Below are 22,846 nucleotides of genomic sequence, written 5' to 3' on the forward strand. Positions count from 1 at the left end.
GGCCGGCAGCGGGGGCCCCGCCCCGGGCGCCGGCCGGTCCCGGATGCCCGGGCGCCGGTCAGAGCAGGGATTCCAGGGGAACGGACGGGTCGCCCAGGACGTCCGGGTCGACCGGCCGGGCGGCCTTGACCAGCTTCTGGATGCTCTCGGTGACGTCCCACACATTGACGTTCATCCCGGCGAGCACCCGGCGGTCCTTCAGCCAGAAGGCGATGAACTCGCGCTTGCCGGCGTCGCCCCGGATGACGACCTGGTCGTACGAGCCGGGCGGCGCCCAGCCGGAGTACTCCAGGCCGACGTCGTACTGGTCGGAGAAGAAGTACGGCACCCGGTCGTACGACACGTCCTGGCCGAGCATGGCCTTCGCGGCGGCCGGTCCGCTGTTCAGGGCGTTCGCCCAGTGCTCCACGCGCAGCCGGCCGCCGAAGAGCGGGTGGTCCACGGACGCGATGTCCCCGGCGGCGAAGATGTGCGGGTCGGAGGTGCGCAGGGAGGCGTCGACGACGACACCGCCGCCCTGGGCCCGGCTCGCCATGTCGAGCCCGGCGGCCTCGGCGAGCGAGGTGCGCGGGGCCGCTCCGATCGCGGCGAGCACGTCGTGGGCGGGGTGCTCCTCGCCGTCGTCGGTACGGACTGCGAGGACCAGGCCGTCCTGTCCGGTGATCTCGGTGAGGCGGGCGCCGAAGTGGAAACGGACACCGTGCTCGGCGTGCAGATCGGTGAAGATCTGGCCGACCTCGGGGCCGACGACGTGGTGCAGCGGGGTCGCGGAGGGGGCGACGACGGTGACCTCGGCGCCGTAGCCGCGGGCCGCCGCGGCGACCTCCAGGCCGATCCAGCCTGCTCCGGCGATCACCAGGTGGCCGTTGTCCCGGCCGAGCGCGGCGAGGACGTTGCGCAGCCGGTCGGAGTGGGCGAGACGGCGCAGATGGTGTACGCCGACCAGGTCGGTGCCCGGGACGTCGAGGCGGCGGGGCTCGGCGCCGGTGGCGAGCAGCAGCTGGTCGTAGTGGACGACCGTGTTGTCGCCGAGCTGCACGGACCGCCCCGCCCGGTCGATGGAGGTGACCACCTGGCCGAGGTGGAGCTCGATGTCGGCGCCCGCGTACCAGGCGGTCTCGTGGACGAAGACGGAGTCCCGTTCGTCCTTGCCCAGCAGATAGCCCTTGGACAGGGGAGGCCGCTCGTACGGATGGTCGCGCTCGTCGCCGATGAGGATCACCCGGCCGCTGAAGCCCTCCGCCCGGAGTGTCTCGGCCGCCTTCGCTCCGGTGAGCCCCCCGCCGATGATGACGAACGTCCGATGTGCGTCGACCACTTGATGCCTCCTCAGTACTTGGCTGTGCGGCGCCGCCACCTGCGAGCGTCCCGCACGCAGCGTGATGGCGAAAGAGGGTGTGCCCCGATCAGGTCACGGCCATTGGCATGTGGCCCGGTCATGGTCCAGTCTGCCCAATGCCCGTGAGTGTTCCGTGAAGGGACCGGGCGGAGGCGTCCGTCAGTGCGGCGATCTGGTCGACGAGGACCCTCTTGCGGGCCCTGTCGTCGGGGGCGGCCGTGTACAGGGCGCGGAACTGAGGCTCCAGCCCTTCGGGCGCGCGGGCGGTCAGGGCGGCGGCGAGCTCGGCGATGACGATCCGCTGCCCGGCGCGGATGACCCCCTGCTCGGCGCGCTGCATGACGTAACGGTCCGCGACGGCCTTGAGTACGGCGCACTCGTTGCGCGCCTCGCGGGGGACGATGAGCTCGGCGCCGTATCTGCCGAGACGGCCCGGCCCGTACGCGGCGTGGGTCGCGGTCTCGGCGGCCAGGCAGAACCTGCCGATGAGCTGGCTCGTCGCGTCCTTCAGCCGGGCCTGGGCGACCGCGGTGCCGTCGTAGCCGTGCGGCCACCACTCCTGGGCGGTGAGCCGGTCGAGGGCGTCGGCGAGCTCCTGGGGGTCGGTGCCCGCGGGGACGTACCGGCCGATGGCGACGTCCCAGATCTCGGCGCGCTCCGGTTCCGAGAAGAGGTATCCGGGGTCGATGTGTCCGGCGTGCAGTCCGTCCTCGAAGTCGTGCACCGAGTAGGCGACGTCGTCGGACCAGTCCATGACCTGGGCCTCGAAGCATCTGCCGTCCTGCGGCGCGCCCTTGCGGATCCAGTCGAAGACCGGCAGGTCGTCCTCGTACACCCCGAACTTGGGTGAGCCGGGGTCGGTGGGGTGCGCGCCCCGGGGCCAGGGGTACTTGGTGGCGGCGTCCAGGGCGGCCCGGGTCAGGTTGAGTCCGACGCTGACGAGCTCACCACTGCGGGGGTCGCGGACGAAGCGCTTGGGTTCGAGGCGGGTCAGCAGGCGCAGCGACTGGGCGTTGCCCTCGAAGCCTCCGCAGTCCGACGCGAAGTCGTCGAGCGCCTGTTCGCCGTTGTGCCCGAAGGGTGGGTGGCCCATGTCGTGGGCGAGGCAGGCCGTCTCCACGAGGTCCGGGTCGCAGCCGAGCGCGGCACCGAGCTCCCGGCCGACCTGGGCGCACTCCAGGGAGTGGGTGAGGCGGGTGCGGGGGCTGGCGTCCCAGACCCGGCCGCGGGTGCCGGGCGTGACGACCTGGGTCTTGCCGGCGAGCCTGCGCAGGGCGGCGGAGTGCAGCACGCGTGCGCGGTCACGCTGGAACGCGGTGCGGCCGGGCCGCTTGTCGGGCTCGGTGTCCCAGCGCTCGGTGTCAGCGGCGCCGTAGGGCGTGTCCCTGGGGTCGTGCGTACCGTCCATGTCCCCGACAGTAGACCGGGGGACCGACAGGAAGGGTCAGGCTGAGGCCAGGAGGGGCGGGTGCGTCATCAGGGCGCCGAAGACGGGCGCGGTGCCGGTCAGGGCCTGGTCGTAGCGGTGCAGCAGGAGGCGTGCCATCGCCGGGTGCGCGCCGAGCGGTGCGGCGGCGATGCCCGGCGCGGCGGCGGCGGAGACGGTCGCGAAGCGGCCGGGAGCCGTGAAGTACGAGGCGAGGGCCACGCGGTGGCGGCCACGGGCGGCGAGTGCGCGCAGGGCGGCCGGGACGTCGGGTGTGGCCGCCGAGGCGTAGGCGGGGACGACCGGTACGCCGCCGAGGCGGTCGCTGAGCATGGCGGCGGTGCGGCGCGCGTCGACGTCCGAGTCGGGGTCGCGTGACCCGGCGGCGGCGAGCACCACGGCGGCGTTGCGGCCCGTACCGTCCTCGTCCCGCCAGCCGGCCTCGAGGAGACGCTCGTACAGGGCCTCGACGAGCAGGGGGTGCGGTCCGAGCGGGGCCGCCACCCGGGTCCGGAGGTGGCCGGCGGCCGCCGCGGCGAGGGGCAGGTCGTGCCGCACGTGGTGTCCGCGGCCGAGCAGCAGCGGCACGAGCACGGCGTCCCCCCGCCCGATGGCGTCCAGGGTGTCCGGCAGCAGGGGCTCGTTCAGCTCGATGTGACCGAGCCGGACGTCGAGGGCGGGCCGCAGCTCCCGCACCCGGTCCAGGAGCTCCAGGACGGTGTGCAGGGCCTGCGGGTCCCGGCTGCCGTGCGCGACGGCGACCAGGGTGGGGGCGGATCTTCGGATGCGGTGCATGGGCCTGCGGGTTCCGTTCGGGGAGACGTGGCTGAGCTGCGTCCCGAGCTGGGAGGTGATGCGGGTCAGGAGTTGCGCTGTGCTGTCGAGGGGCAGGGGTTCACGGGGGTGTTCCTGTGCCGTCTCCGTCATGAACCGATGGTGACGGGCGCACGTTGCCGGGCCGTTTCGCACCGGTGACGGGTGTTTGCCTCTGTCTCACGGGAGGGGGGCGTGCGGTGTCAGTACCTGTTCACACCGGTTCGGCGAACCTTTCGCGTGCGTCGTTCGTCCCCTTCTCCGAGGGATCGGGTACGAGCGCGGGGGGCACCGCATGCGGCTGAGGACACCGGAGAGGCTCCGTGACGTGGGGCACGCGGCCCTGCGAGGGCTCTCCGCCGTACGGCCTCGGCTGCCGCGGACCCGGCGGGGGCAGCGGCGGCTGGTGCAGGCGCTGATGGTCGCCTGCGCGGTGGCGCTGGCGCCGGCGGCCTGGCTGCACACCACGGCCGACGCCCGGGTGCGGACGACGGCCGACGCCCCGGCGCAGCAGGTCGCGGTGGTGTTCGGGGCGGGGCTGTGGGAGGGGCGGCCGTCGCCGTACCTCGCGCACCGATTGGACGCGGCGGCCGAGCTGTACAGGGCCGGCACGGTCCGGGTCGTGCTGGTCACCGGGGACAACAGCCGCGTGGAGTACGACGAACCGGATGCCATGCGCACGTATCTCACGGCGCGGGGGGTGCCGGACGGGCGGATCGTCAGCGACCACGCGGGTTTCGACACCTGGGACTCCTGTGTCCGGGCCAAGAGGATATTCGGGGTCGACCGGGCCGTCCTGGTGAGCCAGGGCTTCCACATACGGCGGGCGATCGCCCTGTGCCGGTCCGCCGGCATCGACGCGTACGGGGTGGGGGCCGACGACGTACACGATGTCACCTGGTACTACGGCGGGACGCGGGAGGTGTTCGCGGCGGGCAAGGCGCTCCTGGACGTGGTGTTCGAGCCGGACCCGCACTTCCTGGGGCCGCGGGAGCCGGGGGTGGCGGAGGCGCTTGGCGGGTGACCTCACGGCGGCGGGCGGGGCGGGCTGAGGTGCGCGTACCGGGGGCGTAACCGGACGCACCGGTACTCGTAATACCGGCCTCGCACGCTGGGCGTATGGCCCGCACCGAGACGTCCACCCACTGCCCGTACTGCGCGCTCCAGTGCGGGATGAAGCTGCGACCGGTCACCGACGGCGGGGTGGTCGAGGTCGTCGAGCGTACCGAGTTCCCGGTCAACCGGGGAGCGCTGTGCGGCAAGGGACGCACCGCGCCCGCCGTGCTCGCCGCCGGTGTGCGGCTGACCGGTCCCCTCGTGCGCGACGCGGGCGGTGAGCTGGCGCCGGCGAGCTGGGACGAGGCGCTGGAGCGGATCGCGGACGGGCTGCGCGGGACACGGACGGAGCACGGCGCGGACGCCGTGGGCGTGTTCGGCGGGGGCGGGCTCACCAACGAGAAGGCGTACGCCCTCGGAAAGTTCGCCCGGGTGGTGCTCGGCACCTCGCAGATCGACTACAACGGCCGCTTCTGCATGTCGTCGGCGGCTGCCGCGCACCAGCGGGCGTTCGGCCTCGACCGGGGGCTGCCCTTCCCGCTGGAGGACATCCCCCGGACGGGGTGCGTGATCCTGGTCGGCTCGAATCTCGCGGAGACGATGCCGCCCGCGCTGCGCTACCTGACCGAGCTGAGGGAGAACGGCGGGCGGCTGATCGTCATCGATCCGCGCCGGACCAGGACCGCCGAGCAGGCCGATCTGCACCTGGCGCCCCGGCCGGGCACGGATCTGGCCCTCGCGCTCGGCATGCTGCATCTGGTCGTGGCCGACGGTCGGGTGGACGAGGAGTTCGTCCGCGCCCGGACGAACGGCTGGGACGAGGCCCGGGCGGGTGCGATGGCGCACTGGCCGGAGCTGGTGGAGCGGCTCACCGGGGTGCCCGTGCCGCAGCTGCGCGAGGCGGTGGAGCTGTTCTGCGGGGCGGAGAGCGGGATGGTGCTCACCGCGCGGGGGCCCGAGCAGCAGGCCAAGGGCACGGACACGGTGGGGGCGTGGATCAACTTCTGCCTGGCCACCGGCCGGGCGGGCCGCCCGCTGTCCGGCTACGGCTGTCTGACCGGCCAGGGCAACGGCCAGGGCGGCCGGGAGCACGGTCAGAAGGCCGACCAGCTGCCCGGTTACCGCAAGCTCACGGATCCGGCGGCCCGGCGCCATGTGGCCGGCGTCTGGGGCGTCGACCCGGACTCGCTGCCGGGGCCGGGGCGCAGTGCGTACGAGCTGCTGGACGCGCTGGGCCGGGATGTGCGGTCCCTGCTGGTCATGGGGTCGAATCCGGTCGTGTCGGCGCCGAACGCGGGGCACGTCGAGGAGCGGCTGCGGTCGCTGGACTTCCTGGCGGTCGCGGATGTGGTGCTGTCCGAGACGGCGGCGATGGCGGACGTGGTGCTGCCGGTGACGCAGTGGGCGGAGGAGAACGGGACGACGACCAGCCTGGAGGGGCGGGTGCTGCTGCGGCAGCGTGCGGTCACTCCGCCGGAAGGGGTGCGCAGCGACCTGGAGGTGCTGAACGCGCTGGCGGGGCTCCTGGGGCACGGGAAGGGTTTCCCGGCCGATCCGGAGGAGGTCTTCGACGAACTGCGACGGGCTTCGGCGGGCGGGCCGGCCGACTACGCGGGCATCACCTATGCCCGGATCGCGGCGGAGGACGGGGTGTTCTGGCCCTGCCCGGACGAGGAGCACGCGGGGACGCCTCGGCTGTTCCTGGAGCGGTTCGCGACGGACGACGGGCGGGCCAGGTTCGTGCCGGTCACGCACCGGCCCGCCGCCGAGGAGACCGACGCGGAGTACCCGGTGGTGCTGACGACCGGACGGGTCGTGTCCCAGTACCAGTCGGGGGCGCAGACCCGCCGGGTGGCCGAGCTGAACGCCGCCGCGCCCGGGCCGTTCGTGGAGCTGCACCCGCGGCTCGCCGAGCGGATCGGGGTGGCCGAGGGCGAGAGCGTGGCGGTCACCTCGCGGCGTGGGCGGGCGGTGGCACCGGCCCGGATCACCGTGTCGATCCGGCAGGACACCGTGTTCATGCCGTTCCACTGGCCGGGCGAGGGCCGGGCCAACTCCCTGACGAACCCTGCGCTGGACCCGGTGTCGCGCATGCCGGAGTTCAAGGTGTGCGCCGTGCGGGTGGAGGCCGCCGGCTGAGCCAGTCGCCGCCCGGCACGGGTGTGCCGCCGGTGCGCAGGGAGCGGGTCACCGCGGTGGCGGCGAGGTAGACCCAGGCGTGGACGGGCTCACCGGAACGGCCGCCGGGTGTGTCCGGAAGCGGCCCTGGGACCGCCCGGCGGGTCACCCGCTCGTACAGATTGCGCGGGTGGCCCGGCCCGAGGTACTGCTCCAGGTCGTCCAGGAGCCCGAGCAGTTCCGTGTACGCACCGGGCGCGGCGGTGACCAGGGCGCCGTGGACGGTGCCGTGGCCGTCGATCGCGTACGGGTAGCCGGGGCCCTCGTACAGGAGGGCGCCCGGCAGCACGGCCGGCTGTTCCTCGTGGGTCCGGCCCCGGAGGAACCGGTCGTGGTTGGGCTCTCCGGGGAGCAGCGTGCCGTATACGAAGAAGGGCAGCCGGACGTCCGTCACAGCGAGGCCACGGGCGCCGTTTCCGCGGACACCCAGGCGAGGTAGCGGTCGCTGCCGCGCACGACGGGCAACGCGATGATCTCCGGCGTCCCGTAGTCGTGGGCCGCGGCGAGGTGGGTCTCCAGCTCGTCGTACCGCTCGGCCGTCGTCTTGAACAGCACCTGCCACTCCTCGCCGGTCTCGACAGCCCCCTGCCACCGGTAGACGGAGGTGACGGGCGCCGAGATCTGGGCGCAGGCGGCGAGCCGCGCGTCCACCGCGCCCCGGGCCAGGGTGTGGGCCTTCTCCTCGCTGTCCGTCGTGGTCAGTACGGCCAGCCATGCGGGCTCGGTCATCCCCGGGTCTCCTCGTTCTCGGCGTCCGTGACCCCTCGATTGTCGGTCCCCGAAGCGTCAGACACCGTACGGGTGCCGGGCCCTGGCCTCACGCAGGGCGCGACCCCACCAGACCAGCTGGTCGAGCATCCGCTTGGCCGGCCCGTCGACCTGGTCCGGGTCCTCGGGCACGCCCCGGTCGTCGAAGAGGGCGCCCGCGTTGTGGAAGGAGACGGTGTCCCGCACGGTGACGGCGTGGAGTTCGGCGAAGACCTGGCGCAGATGCTCGACGGCCCGCAGGCCGCCGGAGATCCCGCCGTACGACACGAACGCGACGGGCTTGGCCTGCCATTCGGTGAAGTGCCGGTCGATGAGGTTCTTCAGCGGGGCAGGGTAGGAGTGGTTGTACTCGGGGGTCAGTACGACGAAGGCGTCGGCGCGTGCCAGCCGCGGGGTCGCCTCCGCGGCTCCGGTGGCGGGCGGCTCGGTCTCGGCGACATCGATCAGCTCGGTCTCGATGTCCGGGCGGCCGGCCGCCCGCCCGAGGAACCATGCGGCGACGACGGGCCCGAAGCGGCCCTCGCGGTTGCTGCCGAGGATGACGGCCACCTTCAGCGGGGCGGTGTCGGACGAGGGGGGAGCAGGTGTGTTGAGGTCCATGCACCGCAGCCTCGCCCCTCAACCACGATTGAGGTCAAGTGCCGCTTCCCGGCATCCGGCATCTACGCTGGAGGTCATGACGATTCCCGCGCCGGACCATTACGTCGAGTTCGACGGCCGCCCCGCGACCGCGGAGGACCTGCGGATCCCCGCCTTCGCCGGTTACGGCCATTTCACCGCGATGCAGGTCAGGGACCGCACGGTGCGCGGACTCGCCCTGCACCTGGACCGGCTGGACTCCGCGAACCGGGAGCTGTTCGGACTGCCCCTGGACGGGGAACGGGTGCGTGCGCTGATCGGGCACGCGCTCGACAGCACCCGGGCCCGGGACGCGTCGGTCCGGGTGCACGGCTTCCTGCCGCCGGACAGCACGGCGACGGTACCCATGGTGACGGTCCGGGAGCCGGTCCGGATGGACGGTGCGCCGAAGAGCCTGATGTCGGTCCCGTTCGCCCGCTCCGTGCCGCACATCAAGCGCCCCGGGGAGTTCGGACAGACCTACTACGGGCAGCAGGCCCGGCGGGCGGGCTTCGACGAGGCGCTGCTGACCTCGCCCGGCGGCATGGTGACCGAGGGAGCGATCACCAACATCGGCTTCTGGGACGGCACGTCGGTGGTCTGGCCGGACGCACCGGCGCTGACCGGCATCACGATGGCGCTGCTGGAGAGCGGGCTCGCGCGGACGGGCCGGCCCTCCGTGCGACGCGGGGTGACCCTGGACGGGCTGGGCGCGTACCGGGCCGCGTTCGTCACCAACTCGCAGGGCATCGCGCCGGTCCACCGGATCGACGACACGCCCTTCGACGTCGACGAGAACCTGATGGGGCTGCTCGGGCAGGTGTACGAGGACACTCCTCGCGAGACCGTCTGACCTCCTCGGCATGCGGGACCATGGGTCCATGCAGATCCATATCGAAGCCTCAGAACTCCCGGGCCGCACCTGCGGCCCTGACACCGACTTCGCCGGTTTCGACAACATCCACGTCGGCGTGCAGCGCAAGGACCGGCCCGGCGAGCTGCTCGGCGTGCGTCCCGGCGACGCGGCGCACGCCTCCTGGGACCTGGACTGCACCGCCGTATCCACCGCGGAGGGCATCGAGGTGTCGGGGCCGTACGTCCAGAACCGGCTCGGGGGGCGCTTCGTCTACCTGTCCTGGGGCACGGTGGACGACTCCGGCACCTTCACCATGTTCCGCCGGGCCAAACTGATGATGAGTGACATCGCCCCGGAGGTCCTGGAGGCCGCCTCACGGACGGGCCACCTCACCGCGCGACTGCGCCTCAGCGACGACAGGGGCCGGCCGCGGTGCGCCCGGGTACGCCCGCCGGACATCACCTGGTCCGCGACGGACGGGAGTGGTCCTCGCGGGGCCTGAGACGGGGAAGACATGACACCGCCCTCAGCGGCCCGGGGGGGGGTGGGCCGGTGAGGGCGGTTGCCGGGGGATCGGCGGGGGGGCTGCCGTCCCGTGGGGGGTACAGACCGTGTGCCCGGCCGATGCGAACCCATTCGTGTGACCTGCGTCACACCGACGCGAGGGGTGGTCACCCGGTCGGCGCCGGGCGGGCCCTGCGACTTCCTTCACCGCCGCGACCTGCACCGGGCCGACGTACGGGCGCACCGAGCAGGTCCGACCGGGTGAAAGCTGACTATACGTCAGAATGCGGCCGAGGGGCCAGGCCCGTTACCTCGGAGGCAGGACACATCCGTCTGCCCGGAGGATTTCCATGCGCAGCCCCGCCCGTCTCGTGACCGGTACCGCCGCCGCGGCCCTCACCGCCGCCGCGCTCGGCCTCGTCGCCCCGTCCGCGTCAGCGTCCTCGTCCTCGTCCTCGGGCGGCCTCGGCAGGCCGGAGGTCATTGCGGCGACGGCCGCACCCGGGGCTGCGGACTGCGGGCCCGAGGGCGCGGCAGGCTCCGACCCTGCGGCCTTCTGCTACAGCGGCGAGGCGGCAGCGCAGGAGGAGGACCTGGGGGCGGTCGACCGGGCGCCGGGCCTCGACCCGGTGGGCGGCCCGGATCCGGTGGGCGGCCCGGACCCGGTTGACGGCCTGGACCCGGCCGCCGCTCCGGACCCGGTTGACGGCCTGGATCCCGCAGCGGCTTCGGGACCCTCCTGGCCGGAGACGGAGGAGGGCGAGGCGGGGACCGGGGACGAGGCCGGAACGAGCCGGCAGCCGGGGACGGGCACGGGGACGGGGACGGCACCCGGTACGAAGCCGGGGACCCATCCGGAACCCCCGTCCGCGACCGACCCGGGATCCGCGAAGCCGCCCGTGCCCCCGGGGCACCGGCCCACGACCGCGCCCAGTCCCAGCCGGCCCTCCGGGCACGTCGGGACGGGGGTCGGCGGCAGCGCCGCCCCTGACACCGCCCAGCTCGCCGCGGGCGCCGGCCTCGTCGGGGCGGCGGCCGTCGCCGGTGCCCTGCTCCTGCGCCGCCGTCGCGCGGGCGGCCGGCACCACTGAGGGCGACCGGCAGAGGACGAGACGTGGACAGGACGGCACTGAAGGCAAGGGCCTGGCTGGTGGGCATCACCGCGCTGTGCGGCATATGGCTGGTCCACAACGGCGCGGTCACCCGGACCGTCGCCCCGCAGCCGTCCACCGCCGAGGCCTTCGCGGCGGGCTCCGAGCCACGGCCGGGTACGCGGGTCGCCGCACCGCTGCGTCCCTCCGAACCGGTCAGGATCCGCATCCCGGGCATCGGCGTGGACGCGCCCATGACGGGGCTCGGGCTGGCCTCGGACGGCAGCCTCGACACACCGCCCGCCGAGGACCGTAACCTCGCGGGCTGGTTCGAGGGCGGCACGCCGCCCGGCGCCAAGGGCACCGCGATAGTCGCCGGTCATGTCGACAACGCGGAGGGGCCTTCCGTCTTCTACGCCCTCGGATCCCTGAAGAAGGGGGCCGGGGTCGAGATCGACCGGGGGGACGGCCGCACCGCCGTCTTCTCGGTCGACGCGGTCGAGGTGTACGAGAAGGACGAGTTCCCGGACCACCGGGTCTACGGCGCCACCGCTCAGGCCTCGCTGCGGCTGATCACCTGCGGCGGCGGTTTCACCCGTGAGAGGGGCTACCTGGGCAACGTGGTGGCGTACGCCCACCTCACCGAGGTGCGGTGATCAAGACGTCCACTGGTCGAAGCCGAGCTTGGCGACCAGCGAGAACACCACGACCAGCAGGACCCCTCGGACGAAGCCACTGCCCTTCCTGAGAGCCATCCGCGCCCCGAACATGCCGCCCGCCAGATTGAATACGGCCATCAGCACGGCCAGCTGCCACAGGACGGTGCCCTGGTAGGCGAACATCGCCAGCGCGCCGGCGTTGGTGCAGACGTTCACGATCTTGGCCGTGGCGGACGCGGTGACCAGGTCGAGGTGGAGCACGGCGGTCAGCGCCAGCACCAGGAACGTGCCCGTGCCGGGCCCGAACAGTCCGTCGTAGAAGCCGATACCGCCGCCGACCAGCACGATCGCGGTGACCGCGCGCGCCCGGGTGACCTTCTTGTCCGGGCCGTCGCCCGCCGCCGCCGTACCGAAGGACGGCCGCATCAGCACGAAGGCCGCGACGGCGAGCAGCACCACCATGATCACCGGGCGCAGCACGTCGCTGCTGATGCCCGCGGCGAAGAAGGCGCCGGTCATCGATCCCACGAGCGCCATGAGCCCGATGCGTACGGCCGTCCCCACCTGGACGGGCGCCTTGCGTACGTAGGTGACGGCGGCGCCCGAGGTGCCGGCGATGGCGACGGCCTTGTTGGTGCCGAGAACGTAGGCGGCCGGGACGTGCGGGAGGCCCAGCAGCAGGGCGGGCAGGAGGAGGAGCCCGCCGCCGCCCACCACGGCGTCGATCCAGCCGGCCGCCAGGGCTGCCAGACAGAGGAGGACCAGGGTGGTGAGCGTTATCTCGGGCATGACCATGACCCTAAGCACGTGGTGGGTGCACCGTCCAACTAATTGCGCCTCGCCCTGAACAGGTGGTGGCCGCGCCGTCCGAACGGTCACCTCCGGCCCTCACACAGCGCGTCATGACGCGCTGAGCGCAAGGTTCCCCCCGGGAAACAGGAGAGATGCGGTCGGGTAACACCCGCCGCGCACTCTCTTGGACATGAGGACACAGACGGAGAACGCGGCACGGGTGGTGGTGATCGGCGCCGGGATGGCGGGCGCGCGGCTCGCCGCCCGGGTCCCCGGTGTCACCGTCATCGGCGAGGAGGCGCACGCACCGTACAACAGGGTGCTGCTGGCCGAGGTGCTCGCCGGCCGGTACGAGCCGGACGTGATCGCGCTGCCGCCCACCGAGGTGCGGCGCGGGGTGCGGGTCGTGCGGATCGACCGGGCGGACCGGCTGGTGCACTGCGACGACGGCAGCGTCATCGGGTACGAGCGTCTGGTGCTGGCCACCGGCTCCAACCCGGTGCTCCCGCCGCTGCGGGGCCTCGGCCACACGCTGCCGGACGGGGTTCATCCGTTCCGCACCCTCGACGACTGCCTGGCCCTGCGTGCCGCGGTACGCCCCGGCGTGCGCGCCGTCGTCATCGGCGGCGGGCTCCTCGGGGTGTCGGCCGCGCGTGCGCTGGCCGAGTGCGGCGCCCAGGTGGTGCTGGCCCAGCAGGGCGAGCACCTCATGGAGCGGCAGCTGGACTCCGAGGCGGCCGGGATGCTGCGCCGTCACCTGGAGGCCCTCGGCGTCGAGGTGCACACCGAGTGCCGGGTGCGCGGGCTGCGCTGCGCCGACGGTGACGCACCGGCGGTGCGGGCCGTGGAGCTGGCCGACGGCTACGAGCTGGAGGCCGAGATCACGGTCCTGGCCTGCGGGGTCCGCCCCAGGACGGGCCTGGCGCAGGCGGCCGGGCTCGAGGTCCGCAAGGGCGTCGTCGTGGACGACGAGCTGCGCACCTCGGATCCGTACATCCACGCCGTCGGTGACTGCGCCGAACACGACGGGACGGTCTACGGCCTGGCGGGTGCCGCGCTCGAACAGGCCGACGTACTGGCCGAGGTGCTGGCCGGACGCCCCGCCCGTTACGGGGGCACCAGGGCCCTCACCCGGCTCACCCTGCGCTCCCCCTCCGCCGCCGGGGCCACCGTCCCCGCCGGCAACCTCGACCTGGCCGCCTTCGGCGACTCCCGCCCGATGCCCGGCGACGACGTGATCCGGCTGGCCGACGCCACCCGGGGCGCCTATCGCACGGTCGTCGTCCGGGGCGACCGGCTGGCCGGCGGGGTGCTGTTCGGCGATCTCGCCGCGGTCGGCACCCTCGCCCGGACCTGGCAGGACGACGACCCCCTCCCCGCCGACATGTCCCTGCTCCACCTGCTCACCAACGACGGAGGCTTCTGATGCCGGTGTCCACTCCCCCGACCTCCCCCACCGCGGGCGTGCCGACGATCGTGGTCGTCGGGCACGGCATGGTCGGACAGCGGTTCCTGGAAGCGCTCGCCGACCGCGGTCTGACCGCCGCCGCGGGCACCGCCAGGGTCGTCGTGCTCTGCGAGGAGCCCCGCCCCGCGTACGACCGGGTGCAGCTGACCTCGTACTTCTCCGGGAAGACGCCGGAGGACCTCTCACTCGTCGAGCCGGGCTTCATGGAGCGGCACGGCGTCGAGCTGCGCGTCGGTGACCCGGCGGAGAGCGTCGACCGTGAGGCGCGCACCGTCACCGCGCGCTCCGGGGAGACCTTCTCCTACGACACGCTGGTGCTGGCCACCGGCTCGTACCCCTTCGTCCCGCCCGTTCCCGGCAAGGACGCCGAGGGCTGCTTCGTCTACCGCACCATCGAGGACCTCCTCGCGATCGAGGAGTACGCGAAGAACGCGAAGACCGGCGCGGTCGTCGGCGGCGGGCTGCTCGGCCTGGAGGCCGCGGGCGCGCTGAAGGGTCTCGGACTCGACACGCACGTCGTGGAGTTCGCGCCCCGGCTGATGCCGGTCCAGGTCGACGACGGCGGCGGTGCGGCGCTGCTGCGCACCATCGAGAACATGGGCCTCTCCGTCCACACGGGCGTCGGCACCCAGGAGGTCACCGCGGGCGAGGACGGCCGGGTCGACGGCATGGCGCTGTCCGACGGTTCCTCGCTCGAGACGGACCTCGTCGTCTTCTCCGCCGGTGTACGCCCCCGGGACCAGCTGGCCCGCGACTGCGGTCTGGCGGTCGGCCCGCGCGGCGGCGTCATCGTCGACGAGGAGTGCCGTACCTCCGACAGCGACGTCTTCGCGATCGGTGAGTGCGCGCTGGCCTCGGACGGCCGGGTCTACGGGCTGGTGGCGCCGGGTTACGAGATGGCGGTGGCGGTCGCCGAGGTGATCGCGGGCAACGCGGCCTCCTTCACCGGCGCCGACCTCTCCACGAAGCTGAAGCTGCTCGGTGTGGACGTCGCCTCCTTCGGCGACGCGCACGGCGCGGCCGAGGGCTGCCTCGACGTCGTGTACGCGGACTCCCGCTCGGGTGTCTACAAGAAGCTGGTGATCGGCCAGGACGGCACGCTGCTCGGCGGTGTCCTGGTCGGTGACGCCGACCAGTACGGCACGCTGCGGCCGATGACCGGCACGGTCCTGCCCGTCGCCCCGGAGCAGCTGGTGCTGCCGGCCGGTGCGGGCGGCCCGGTCACGCTCGGCCCGTCCTCACTGCCCGACGAAGCCGTGATCTGCTCCTGCCACAACGTGACCAAGGGCGCGATCTGCGAGCACACGACGCTGCCCGAGGTGAAGAAGTGCACCAAGGCCGGTACGGGCTGCGGCAGTTGCGTCAAGGTCATCGGCCAGCTGCTGCCGCAGCCCGAGGACCAGGGGCTGTGCGGCTGCTTCGCGTACACCCGTAGCGAGCTGTACGAGATCGTCCGCACCCTCGGCATCACGACGTACGCCGACCTCCTCGACTCGCACGGCCGTGAGGCGGCCCGCGGCGGTGACGGCTGCGAGGTCTGCAAGCCCACGGTCGGCTCGGTCATCGCCTCGCTGGCGCCGACGGTCGGCGCGAGCGGCTACGTCCTGGACGGCGAGCAGGCGGCCCTGCAGGACACCAACGACCACTTCCTGGCCAACCTCCAGCGCAACGGCTCGTACTCGATCGTGCCGCGCATCCCCGGCGGTGAGATCACCCCGGAGAAGCTGATCGTGATCGGCGAGGTGGCCCGGGACTTCGGGCTCTACACGAAGATCACCGGCGGCCAGCGCATCGACCTGTTCGGCGCGCGCGTGGACCAGCTGCCGCTGATCTGGACCCGGCTGGTGGACGCCGGCTTCGAGTCCGGGCACGCGTACGGGAAGTCGCTGCGCACGGTCAAGTCCTGTGTGGGGCAGACCTGGTGCCGCTACGGCGTGCAGGACTCGGTGAAGATGGCCATCGACCTGGAGCTCCGCTACCGGGGGCTGCGTTCCCCGCACAAGCTGAAGTCGGCGGTCTCGGGCTGCGCCCGGGAGTGCGCGGAGGCCCGTGGCAAGGACTTCGGGATCATCGCCACGGCACAGGGCTGGAACCTCTACGTGGGAGGCAACGGCGGTGCGACCCCGCGCCACGCGGACCTGCTCGCCCAGGACCTCTCCGACGCCGAACTGGTCCGGCTGATCGACCGGTTCCTGATGTTCTACATCCGCACGGCGGACCGTCTGGAGCGCACCTCGACCTGGCTGGACCGGATCGAGGGCGGCCTGGACCACGTCCGGGACGTCGTCGTCCACGACTCGCTGGGCCTCTGCGACGAGCTGGAACGGCTGATGGCCGACCACGTCGCCGGCTACCGCGACGAGTGGGCCGAGACCATCAACGACCCGGAGCGGCTGCGGCGCTTCGTCACCTTCGTGAACGCCCCCGACGCCCCCGACCCCTCGGTCAAGTTCGTCCCGGAGCGCGACCAGGTCAAGCCGGACCTGGACATCCTCGCGGGCCCGGTGCTCGCCATCCGTACTCTTGAAGGGACCCCCTCCTGATGACGACCCGGACGATGGAAACGGCGCAGGACACCCGGACGATCCAGCTCGCGGACGGGGAGGGCTGGCTCACGGTCTGCGACCGTGCGCTGCTGACCCCCGGCCGTGGTGTGGCGGCGCTCCTCCCGGACGGCCGCCAGGTCGCCCTGTTCGTGGACCGGTCGGGGCGCGCGTACGCGATCGACAACCGTGACCCGTTCACCGGTGCGTACGTCCTCTCCCGCGGCCTGGTCGGTTCCGCGGAGGGCCGGCCGTTCGTCGCGTCGCCGCTGCTGAAGCAGCGCTTCGACCTGGAGACGGGTGCCTGCCTGGACGACGACGACGTCACCGTGCCGGTCTTCCCGGTCCGCGCGGACTGACTCCGTTCCGTTCACCGGCCGTTGCCGCTCCGTCAACTACGCGCCTCTATCGTCCTGACGTTCGTCCCGCCGCACCGGCCGGTCCGGCGGGCCCGCACGTCACCCGTGGAGTGATCGTGGAACGTCGGACCTTCTTGCGCACAGCGGTGATCGGCAGCTCGGCGGCGGCATTCGGCGGCACCCTGTGGCGGGGTGCCGCCTTCGCCGACCCGGCCCAGCCTGCCGTCGGCCCCTACGGTGCGCTGCAGGCGGCCAACAGCAACGGCATCCTGTTGCCGAGCGGTTTCACCAGCAGGATCATCGCGCGCTCGGGGCAGACCGTCCCCGGCACCTCGTACACCTGGCACAGCGCACCGGACGGCGGCGCCACCTTCACCGACGGCGGCGGCTGGATCTACGTCTCCAACGCGGAGGTGTCCGCGAGCAGCGGCGGCGGGGCGAGCGCGGTGCGATTCAACTCCTCGGGCACCGTCACCTCCGCCTACCGGATCCTGTCCGGCACGAACACCAACTGCGCCGGCGGCCGCACCCCGTGGAACACGTGGCTCTCCTGCGAGGAGGTCACCCGCGGCTTCGTGTACGAGACCGACCCGTGGGGGGTGGACGCCGCCGTGCAGCGTCCCGCGATGGGCCGGTTCAAGCACGAGGCGGCGGCCGCGGACCCCGACCACGGCTACGTCTACCTGACCGAGGACGAGACGGACGGCCGCTTCTACCGCTTCCGTCCCACCACGTGGGGCACCCTCTCGTCCGGCACGCTCCAGGTACTGGTGGCGGGCACCGGGACCTCGGGCCCGGTGACCTGGACGACGGTTCCCGACCCGGACGGATCGCCCACCCAGACCCGCTACCAGGTCTCCGGCGCCAAGGTGTTCAACGGCGGCGAGGGCTGCTTCTACGCGGCGGGCACCTGCTGGTTCACCACCAAGGGCGACAACCGGGTGTGGGCGTACGACGCGAACGCCTCGTCCCTCTCGCTCGTCTACGACGACTCGCTCGTCACGGGTGGCGCCCCGCTGACCGGCGTCGACAACGTCACCCGCGCCGCCTCCGGTGACCTGTACGTCGCGGAGGACGGCGGGAACATGGAGATCTGCCTGATCACCCCGGACGACACCGTCGCCCCGTTCCTGCGGATCAGCGGCCAGTCGGGGTCGGAGATCACCGGTCCGGCCTTCTCACCGGACGGCAGGCGGCTCTACTTCTCCTCGCAGCGCGGGACCAGCGGGAGCTCGTCCGGCGGCATCACCTACGAGGTCACGGGGCCGTTCCGCGGCTGAGCCCGCTTCCCGGGGGCAGCGGCGGTGCCGCCGCTGCCCCGGACCGCTCTCAGGCCTGGCCGCCGTTGGCCACGGCCTCCGGGGACATCCATACGACCTCCCAGATGTGGCCGTCCGGGTCCTGGAACGAACGGCCGTACATGAAGCCCTCGTCCATCGGGTCGTTGGCGAGCGACCCGCCGTTGGCCAGCGCCGCGTCGGCCATCTCGTCGACCTTCTCGCGGCTGTCCGCGCTGAGGGCGACGAGGACCTCGGTCGTCCTCGACGCGTCGGCGATCTCCTTCTTGGTGAACTCCTTGAAGCGCGGCTCGCTGATGAGCATCGAGAAGATCGTGTCGCTGATGACCAGACACGCCGTCGTCTCGTCGCTGAACTGCGGGTTGAAGCCGAAGCCGAGCTTCGAGAAGAAGTTCTTCGACGTCTCGAGGTCCTTGACCGGCAGGTTGACGAAGATCATCTGAGGCTGAGTCATGATGGTTCCACTCTTCCGTCCAGCACTCCGGGGTGCTCCCACGCGCTCCGTCCGAGCGCTTACGAGAGGTAGACGACGGCGGCGCGCGGAACTCATCGCTCCGGGCGCGAGCAGTTCCTCAGGGCACCGCGAGCGGGGCTCCGCCCCTGATCAGGGCGGCGCCCAGCGGGGTGAGGGTGTGCAGGACCGAGCTGCCGTGGCGCAGGGTACGGACCAGTCCGGCCTCGCGCAGCACACAGGCGTGCTGACTCGCGGAGGCCAGCGAGACCCCGGTCCTGCGTGCCAGCTCGCTCGTCGTACAGCCGTTGCCTATGGCCCGCAGGACCGCGGAGCGGGTGTGCCCCACGAGCCGGCCGAGCCAGGGGCCGGGCTCGGCGACGGCCGGGGCTCCGGGGTGGGTGACCGGGTAGACGAGGACCGGTGGGAGACCCGGGTCACGGCAGACGACGGGAGTACCCCGGCAGAAGTACGACGGCTGCAGGAGCAGACCCCGCCCGTCGAGGCGCAGTTCCCTGTCGACGGGATAGTCCGCCTCCAGCACGGGGGCGCGCCAGCGGATCATGGGCGGCAGGGTGGCCAGCAGCTCGTCCGTGCCGCCGTCCAGCAGGGCGCGGCCCCGGACGGCCCGGTCGGCCTCGACGCTCGCCCGGATGTGCGGCCAGTACGGCTCGACCGCGGCGCGGTGATAGGCGCGCAGGGAGGAGATGAGACGGCCGAGCGGCTCCGTGCGCCCTTCGGCGAGCTCCTCCGGCAGGGCATCGGGCGGGTGCCCGCCGGACGGTCGTCGCGCGAAGGGCGCGCTCCCTGTCAGCAGCCCGAGTTCCTCCCGGATACGGTCCGCGGGTGTGTCCCGCAGCACCTCCATTCCGGCATCGAGCCCGAGGGGCTCGGCGCCTCCCCCGGAAGGCGTCAAAAAGTCGGGGAAATAACCGCGGGGCGGAACGACCGCGGACAGCAGACGTGTTTCACCATTCAACCGGGCGCGGGATTCCTGGCGCCATTTTCCGAACACCGTGGAACCCCGCCGGTCTCTCAACCGGTGAAAACTGAGAATGGTCTCCCACATCGCGTCCGGCCTCGTGGCCATCCGCACGCGCGAAAGGTCCACTCCGGACACATGGATACGCAGCACCGATCCCCCACCTGTTGCACTCGCAATTCCCCCTGCCGAAGGGTATGCACACCGTCACAGGAGGTCACCACGGGGTTTCGGCCACAGTTGAAATGTCTCGCCCTCATCCCCGCCACCCGAAAAGCTGTACGACGTCGGGTGCGCATCCGGCGACACCGAATGAGCGGGTGAGGGCCGTGGGGGGCTTTACCCGTTCGGCGGCGGTGAGCGACGGTGCGGCTCCGTGCCCGGCAGGGGTAAGCGGGTGCGGCCCGGGGGTGGGGATCCCCGGGCCGCACCCAGGCCCCGATTTGCGCAGCGAACGGTGAAAAGCCAACTACCTCGACGGGTTCGCCTTTCCATTGACGAAGCGGCGGCACCCCCGCACAGGGCGCCGCCGCTTCCGGGTAATCCGGCTCCGCCGTCGGACCGGTGAGGGTCCTTGTGATCCGCCGGCGGCGTCCGGAGTCGTTTCGGGCGCTGAGCGCCGGTGCTCAGCGGCTGTCGCTGCCCCGCGATTCGGCGGCGGCCCGGCCCGCTTCCAGCCGGGCGACCGGAATGCGGAACGGCGAGCAGGAGACGTAGTCCAGGCCCACTTCGTGGAAGAAGTGCACCGACTCGGGGTCCCCGCCGTGCTCACCGCAGATGCCGAGCTTGAGATCCGGGCGGGTGGCCCGGCCGGCTTCGACGGCGCTGCGGACGAGTGCGCCGACGCCGTCCTTGTCGATCGTCTCGAACGGCGACACCCCGAAGATGCCCTTCTCCAGGTACGCGGTGAAGAACGAGGCCTCCACGTCGTCGCGGGAGAACCCCCACACCGTCTGGGTGAGGTCGTTCGTGCCGAAGGAGAAGAACTGCGCGGCCTCGGCGATCTGACCGGCGGTCAGTGCGGCCCGGGGCAGCTCGATCATCGTGCCGATGCTCAGCTTCAGCTCGGTACCGGTGGCCGCCTCGACCTCCGCGATGACCCGGTCGGCCTCCTCGCGGACGATCTCCAGCTCCTGGACCGTGCCGACGAGCGGGATCATGATCTCGGGGCGCGGGTCGCCCTTGGCGTTCTTGCGCTGCGCGGCGGCCTCCGCGATCGCACGGACCTGCATCGCGAACAGCCCCGGGATGACCAGGCCCAGACGGACACCGCGCAGGCCCAGCATCGGGTTCTGCTCATGCAGCTTGTGCACGGCCTGGAGCAGGCGCAGATCGTTCTCGTTGGCGTCCTTACGGGACTCCGCGAGCGCGACCCGGACGGAGAGCTCCGTGATGTCGGGCAGGAACTCGTGCAGCGGCGGGTCGAGCAGCCGGACGGTGACGGGCAGCCCGTCCATCGACTCGAACAGCTCGATGAAGTCGGCCTTCTGGAGCGGCAGGAGCGCGGCCAGAGCGGCCTCGCGCTCGTCGTCGGTGTCCGCGAGGATCAGCTTCTCGACCATCTCGCGGCGCTCGCCGAGGAACATGTGCTCCGTGCGGCACAGCCCGATGCCCTGGGCGCCGAAGCGTCGGGCCCGCGAGGCGTCCTCGGCGTTGTCCGCGTTCGCCCGTACCCGGAGACGACGCACCCGGTCGGCGTACGCCATGATCCGGTGCACGGCGGCGACCAGCTCGTCAGCGTCGTCGGCGCCCGCGTGCATGCGGCCCTCGAAGTACTCGACGACCGGGGACGGTACGACGGGCACCTCACCGAGGTACACCTTGCCGGTGGAGCCGTCGACGGAGACCACGTCGCCCTCCTCGACGACGGTCGTACCGACCGTCAGCCTGCGGCGCTTGGTGTCGACCTCGATCTCCTCGGCGCCGCACACACAGGTCTTGCCCATGCCGCGGGCGACGACGGCGGCGTGCGAGGTCTTGCCGCCGCGCGAGGTCAGGATGCCCTCGGCGGCGATCATGCCGTCGAGGTCGTCGGGGTTGGTCTCGCGGCGGATGAGGATGACCTTCTCGCCCGAACGCGACCACTTGACGGCCGTGTACGAGTCGAAGACGGCCTTGCCGACGGCCGCGCCCGGGGACGCGGCGATGCCCCTGCCCAGGAGCACGGTGCTGGCCTCGTCGTCGAAACGCGGGAACATCAGCTGGGCGAGCTGGGCGCCGTTGACCCGCTGGAGCGCCTCCGCCTCGTCGATGAGGCCCTGGTCGACGAGCTGGGTGGCGATCCGGAAGGCGGCACCGGCGGTGCGCTTGCCGACCCGGGTCTGGAGCATCCAGAGCTGACCGCGCTCGATGGTGAACTCGATGTCGCAGAGATCCTTGTAGTGGGTCTCCAGCGTCTCCATGATCTTCATCAGCTGGTCGTACGACGCCTTGTCGATCGACTCCAGCTCGGCGAGCGGCACCGTGTTGCGGATGCCCGCGACGACGTCCTCGCCCTGCGCGTTCTGGAGGTAGTCGCCGTAGACGCCCTGGTGGCCGCTGGCCGGGTCACGGGTGAAGGCGACGCCCGTACCGGAGTCGGGGCCGAGGTTACCGAAGACCATCGAACAGATGTTGACGGCCGTGCCGAGGTCGCCGGGGATGCGCTCCTGGCGGCGGTAGAGCTTGGCCCGGTCGGTGTTCCACGAGTCGAAGACCGCCTTTATGGCCAGGTCCATCTGCTCGCGCGGATCCTGCGGGAAGTCCCGTCCGGCGTCCCGGCTGACGATCTTCTTGAACTGCTTGACCAGCTTCTTCAGGTCGGCCGCGTCGAGGTCCACGTCGACCGTGACGCCCTTGGCCTCCTTCGCGGCCTCCAGCGCCTCCTCGAAGAGGTCGCCGTCGACCCCGAGCACGGTCTTGCCGAACATCTGGATGAGGCGCCGGTACGAGTCCCAGGCGAAGCGCTCGTCGCCGGCCTGAGCGGCGAGGCCCACGACCGAGGCGTCGGAGAGGCCGATGTTGAGGACCGTGTCCATCATGCCGGGCATCGAGAACTTCGCACCGGACCTGACGGAGACCAGCAGCGGGTCGTCGGCCTGGCCGAGGTTCTTGCCCATCCGCTTCTCGAGGGCCTCGAGGTGCGCACCGACCTCGTCGCGCAGCTCGGCCGGCTCGTCACCGCTGTCGAGGTAGACCTTGCAGGCCTCGGTGGTGATGGTGAAGCCCGGAGGGACGGGCAGCCCGAGGTTGGTCATCTCGGCGAGGTTGGCACCCTTGCCGCCCAGAAGATCTTTCAGATCCTTGTTGCCCTCGGTGAAGTCGTAGACGAACTTCTGGGGATCTTTGTTTTCCGACACGGGTCTCGACTCCTCGAGGACGCGGTGGCTGCCCTGACGGCGAGGAACATACCCAGATCGAAGGTGTCTGGGTACGGCCACCTGCGCGTCATGAGGCCTCAACCACCCGTCCGCCAGCAGATCGAAAGTGGCGCGCCGGTACCGCACGAAGGGGGAGACCCTTCACTTCTTGAAGTCAGTATCACGAACAGTGCGCGGAAACGAGCGATCTATACACAGTGAGTCATGGATGCTTTGATCGATCAAAGTACACGCACCTGGCACCCAGTGCCATCATTTGAGAAGTACAGCATCCAGAAGAGCGCTC

At 72.0% G+C, this 22,846-nt stretch carries 20 protein-coding genes; 10 read left to right on the plus strand and 10 right to left on the minus strand.

Translation table 11 applies throughout. The annotated features are described in order from the left end of the window. Positions 1–58: 58 nt before the first annotated feature. From ACFYQ5_RS07325 to ACFYQ5_RS07335, 3 genes are all read right to left on the minus strand, one after another. Positions 59–1,318 (minus strand): NAD(P)/FAD-dependent oxidoreductase, encoded by a 1,260-nt coding sequence (locus ACFYQ5_RS07325; RefSeq protein WP_389194377.1) that lies wholly within the window; start codon positions 1,316–1,318, stop codon positions 59–61. Positions 1,319–1,436: 118 nt separating this feature from the next. Further along, positions 1,437–2,747: a deoxyguanosinetriphosphate triphosphohydrolase gene (locus ACFYQ5_RS07330; protein WP_389194380.1), complete on the minus strand. Its 1,311-nt coding sequence runs from the start codon at positions 2,745–2,747 to the stop codon at positions 1,437–1,439. A 36-nt stretch (positions 2,748–2,783) separates the two neighbouring features. Next, positions 2,784–3,692: a sirohydrochlorin chelatase gene (locus tag ACFYQ5_RS07335; RefSeq protein ID WP_389194382.1), complete on the minus strand. Its 909-nt coding sequence runs from the start codon at positions 3,690–3,692 to the stop codon at positions 2,784–2,786. 181 nt (positions 3,693–3,873) lie between these two features. Here ACFYQ5_RS07335 and ACFYQ5_RS07340 point away from each other — a divergent pair, with 181 nt between their 5' ends. Together ACFYQ5_RS07340 and ACFYQ5_RS07345 are read left to right on the plus strand one after the other, a co-directional pair. Next, entirely contained in the window at positions 3,874–4,602 is a 729-nt protein-coding gene (locus ACFYQ5_RS07340) for a vancomycin high temperature exclusion protein (RefSeq protein WP_389194384.1), read from the plus strand. Positions 4,603–4,697: 95 nt separating this feature from the next. Then, on the plus strand, positions 4,698–6,773 hold the full coding sequence (locus ACFYQ5_RS07345; RefSeq protein ID WP_389194387.1) for a molybdopterin oxidoreductase family protein: 2,076 nt from the start codon (positions 4,698–4,700) through the stop codon (positions 6,771–6,773). Here ACFYQ5_RS07345 and ACFYQ5_RS07350 read toward each other — a convergent pair. Genes ACFYQ5_RS07350 through ACFYQ5_RS07360 form a run of 3 tightly spaced genes read right to left on the minus strand, consistent with a single transcriptional unit; the run spans position 6,736 to position 8,180 of the window. Beyond that, entirely contained in the window at positions 6,736–7,206 is a 471-nt protein-coding gene (locus tag ACFYQ5_RS07350) for a gamma-glutamylcyclotransferase family protein (RefSeq protein WP_389194390.1), read from the minus strand. The genes ACFYQ5_RS07345 and ACFYQ5_RS07350 overlap by 38 nt on opposite strands. Beyond that, on the minus strand, positions 7,203–7,541 hold the full coding sequence (gene cutA, locus ACFYQ5_RS07355) for a divalent-cation tolerance protein CutA (RefSeq protein ID WP_389194393.1): 339 nt from the start codon (positions 7,539–7,541) through the stop codon (positions 7,203–7,205). Before cutA ends, ACFYQ5_RS07350 begins: the two co-directional genes overlap by 4 nt. A gap of 57 nt (positions 7,542–7,598) precedes the next feature. Beyond that, positions 7,599–8,180 (minus strand): NADPH-dependent FMN reductase, encoded by a 582-nt coding sequence (locus ACFYQ5_RS07360; protein ID WP_389194396.1) that lies wholly within the window; start codon positions 8,178–8,180, stop codon positions 7,599–7,601. 76 nt (positions 8,181–8,256) lie between these two features. On the opposite strand from ACFYQ5_RS07360, the gene ACFYQ5_RS07365 reads away from it, so the two are divergent. From ACFYQ5_RS07365 to ACFYQ5_RS07380, 4 genes are all read left to right on the plus strand, one after another. Next, positions 8,257–9,051, plus strand: coding sequence for an aminotransferase class IV family protein (locus ACFYQ5_RS07365; RefSeq protein WP_389194399.1), 795 nt, complete (start codon positions 8,257–8,259; stop codon positions 9,049–9,051). Positions 9,052–9,079: 28 nt separating this feature from the next. Then, positions 9,080–9,556 carry a DUF5990 family protein gene (locus ACFYQ5_RS07370; RefSeq protein ID WP_389194402.1) on the plus strand — a complete coding sequence of 159 codons (477 nt, stop codon included), beginning with the start codon at positions 9,080–9,082 and terminating at the stop codon, positions 9,554–9,556. 352 nt (positions 9,557–9,908) lie between these two features. Next, a complete protein-coding gene (locus ACFYQ5_RS07375; protein WP_389194404.1) occupies positions 9,909–10,649 on the plus strand; it encodes a hypothetical protein in 741 nt (246 codons plus the stop codon). Between the two features lie 23 nt (positions 10,650–10,672). Then, a complete protein-coding gene (locus tag ACFYQ5_RS07380; RefSeq protein ID WP_389194407.1) occupies positions 10,673–11,305 on the plus strand; it encodes a class F sortase in 633 nt (210 codons plus the stop codon). Here the strand turns inward: ACFYQ5_RS07380 and ACFYQ5_RS07385 are convergent, their stop codons facing one another. Further along, entirely contained in the window at positions 11,306–12,097 is a 792-nt protein-coding gene (locus ACFYQ5_RS07385; protein WP_389194410.1) for a sulfite exporter TauE/SafE family protein, read from the minus strand. Positions 12,098–12,290: 193 nt separating this feature from the next. Here ACFYQ5_RS07385 and ACFYQ5_RS07390 point away from each other — a divergent pair, with 193 nt between their 5' ends. From ACFYQ5_RS07390 to ACFYQ5_RS07405, 4 genes are all read left to right on the plus strand, one after another. After that, positions 12,291–13,526, plus strand: a complete 1,236-nt coding sequence (locus tag ACFYQ5_RS07390; protein ID WP_389194413.1) for an NAD(P)/FAD-dependent oxidoreductase — start codon at positions 12,291–12,293, stop codon at positions 13,524–13,526. After that, positions 13,526–16,111 (plus strand): nitrite reductase large subunit NirB, encoded by a 2,586-nt coding sequence (gene nirB, locus ACFYQ5_RS07395; protein ID WP_389194416.1) that lies wholly within the window; start codon positions 13,526–13,528, stop codon positions 16,109–16,111. The genes ACFYQ5_RS07390 and nirB overlap by 1 nt, the downstream gene beginning before the upstream one ends. Beyond that, on the plus strand, positions 16,111–16,470 hold the full coding sequence (gene nirD, locus ACFYQ5_RS07400) for a nitrite reductase small subunit NirD (RefSeq protein ID WP_389194419.1): 360 nt from the start codon (positions 16,111–16,113) through the stop codon (positions 16,468–16,470). The genes nirB and nirD overlap by 1 nt, the downstream gene beginning before the upstream one ends. A gap of 116 nt (positions 16,471–16,586) precedes the next feature. Then, the gene (locus tag ACFYQ5_RS07405; RefSeq protein ID WP_389194422.1) at positions 16,587–17,750 is read left to right on the plus strand and encodes an alkaline phosphatase PhoX; all 1,164 of its coding nucleotides are present in this window, start codon (positions 16,587–16,589) and stop codon (positions 17,748–17,750) included. A 49-nt stretch (positions 17,751–17,799) separates the two neighbouring features. Here the strand turns inward: ACFYQ5_RS07405 and ACFYQ5_RS07410 are convergent, their stop codons facing one another. From ACFYQ5_RS07410 to ppdK, 3 genes are all read right to left on the minus strand, one after another. After that, positions 17,800–18,222 carry a VOC family protein gene (locus ACFYQ5_RS07410; protein ID WP_389194425.1) on the minus strand — a complete coding sequence of 141 codons (423 nt, stop codon included), beginning with the start codon at positions 18,220–18,222 and terminating at the stop codon, positions 17,800–17,802. Positions 18,223–18,340: 118 nt separating this feature from the next. Continuing rightward, complete coding sequence (locus tag ACFYQ5_RS07415) at positions 18,341–19,354, minus strand: ArsR/SmtB family transcription factor (protein WP_389194427.1); 1,014 nt, start codon at positions 19,352–19,354, stop codon at positions 18,341–18,343. A gap of 473 nt (positions 19,355–19,827) precedes the next feature. Continuing rightward, positions 19,828–22,539: a pyruvate, phosphate dikinase gene (gene ppdK, locus ACFYQ5_RS07420; RefSeq protein WP_389194430.1), complete on the minus strand. Its 2,712-nt coding sequence runs from the start codon at positions 22,537–22,539 to the stop codon at positions 19,828–19,830. Between the last annotated feature and the right edge of the window lie 307 nt (positions 22,540–22,846).

Origin of the sequence: Streptomyces sp. NPDC005794, from assembly GCF_042871445.1 — a bacterium.
Classification (GTDB): domain Bacteria; phylum Actinomycetota; class Actinomycetes; order Streptomycetales; family Streptomycetaceae; genus Streptomyces.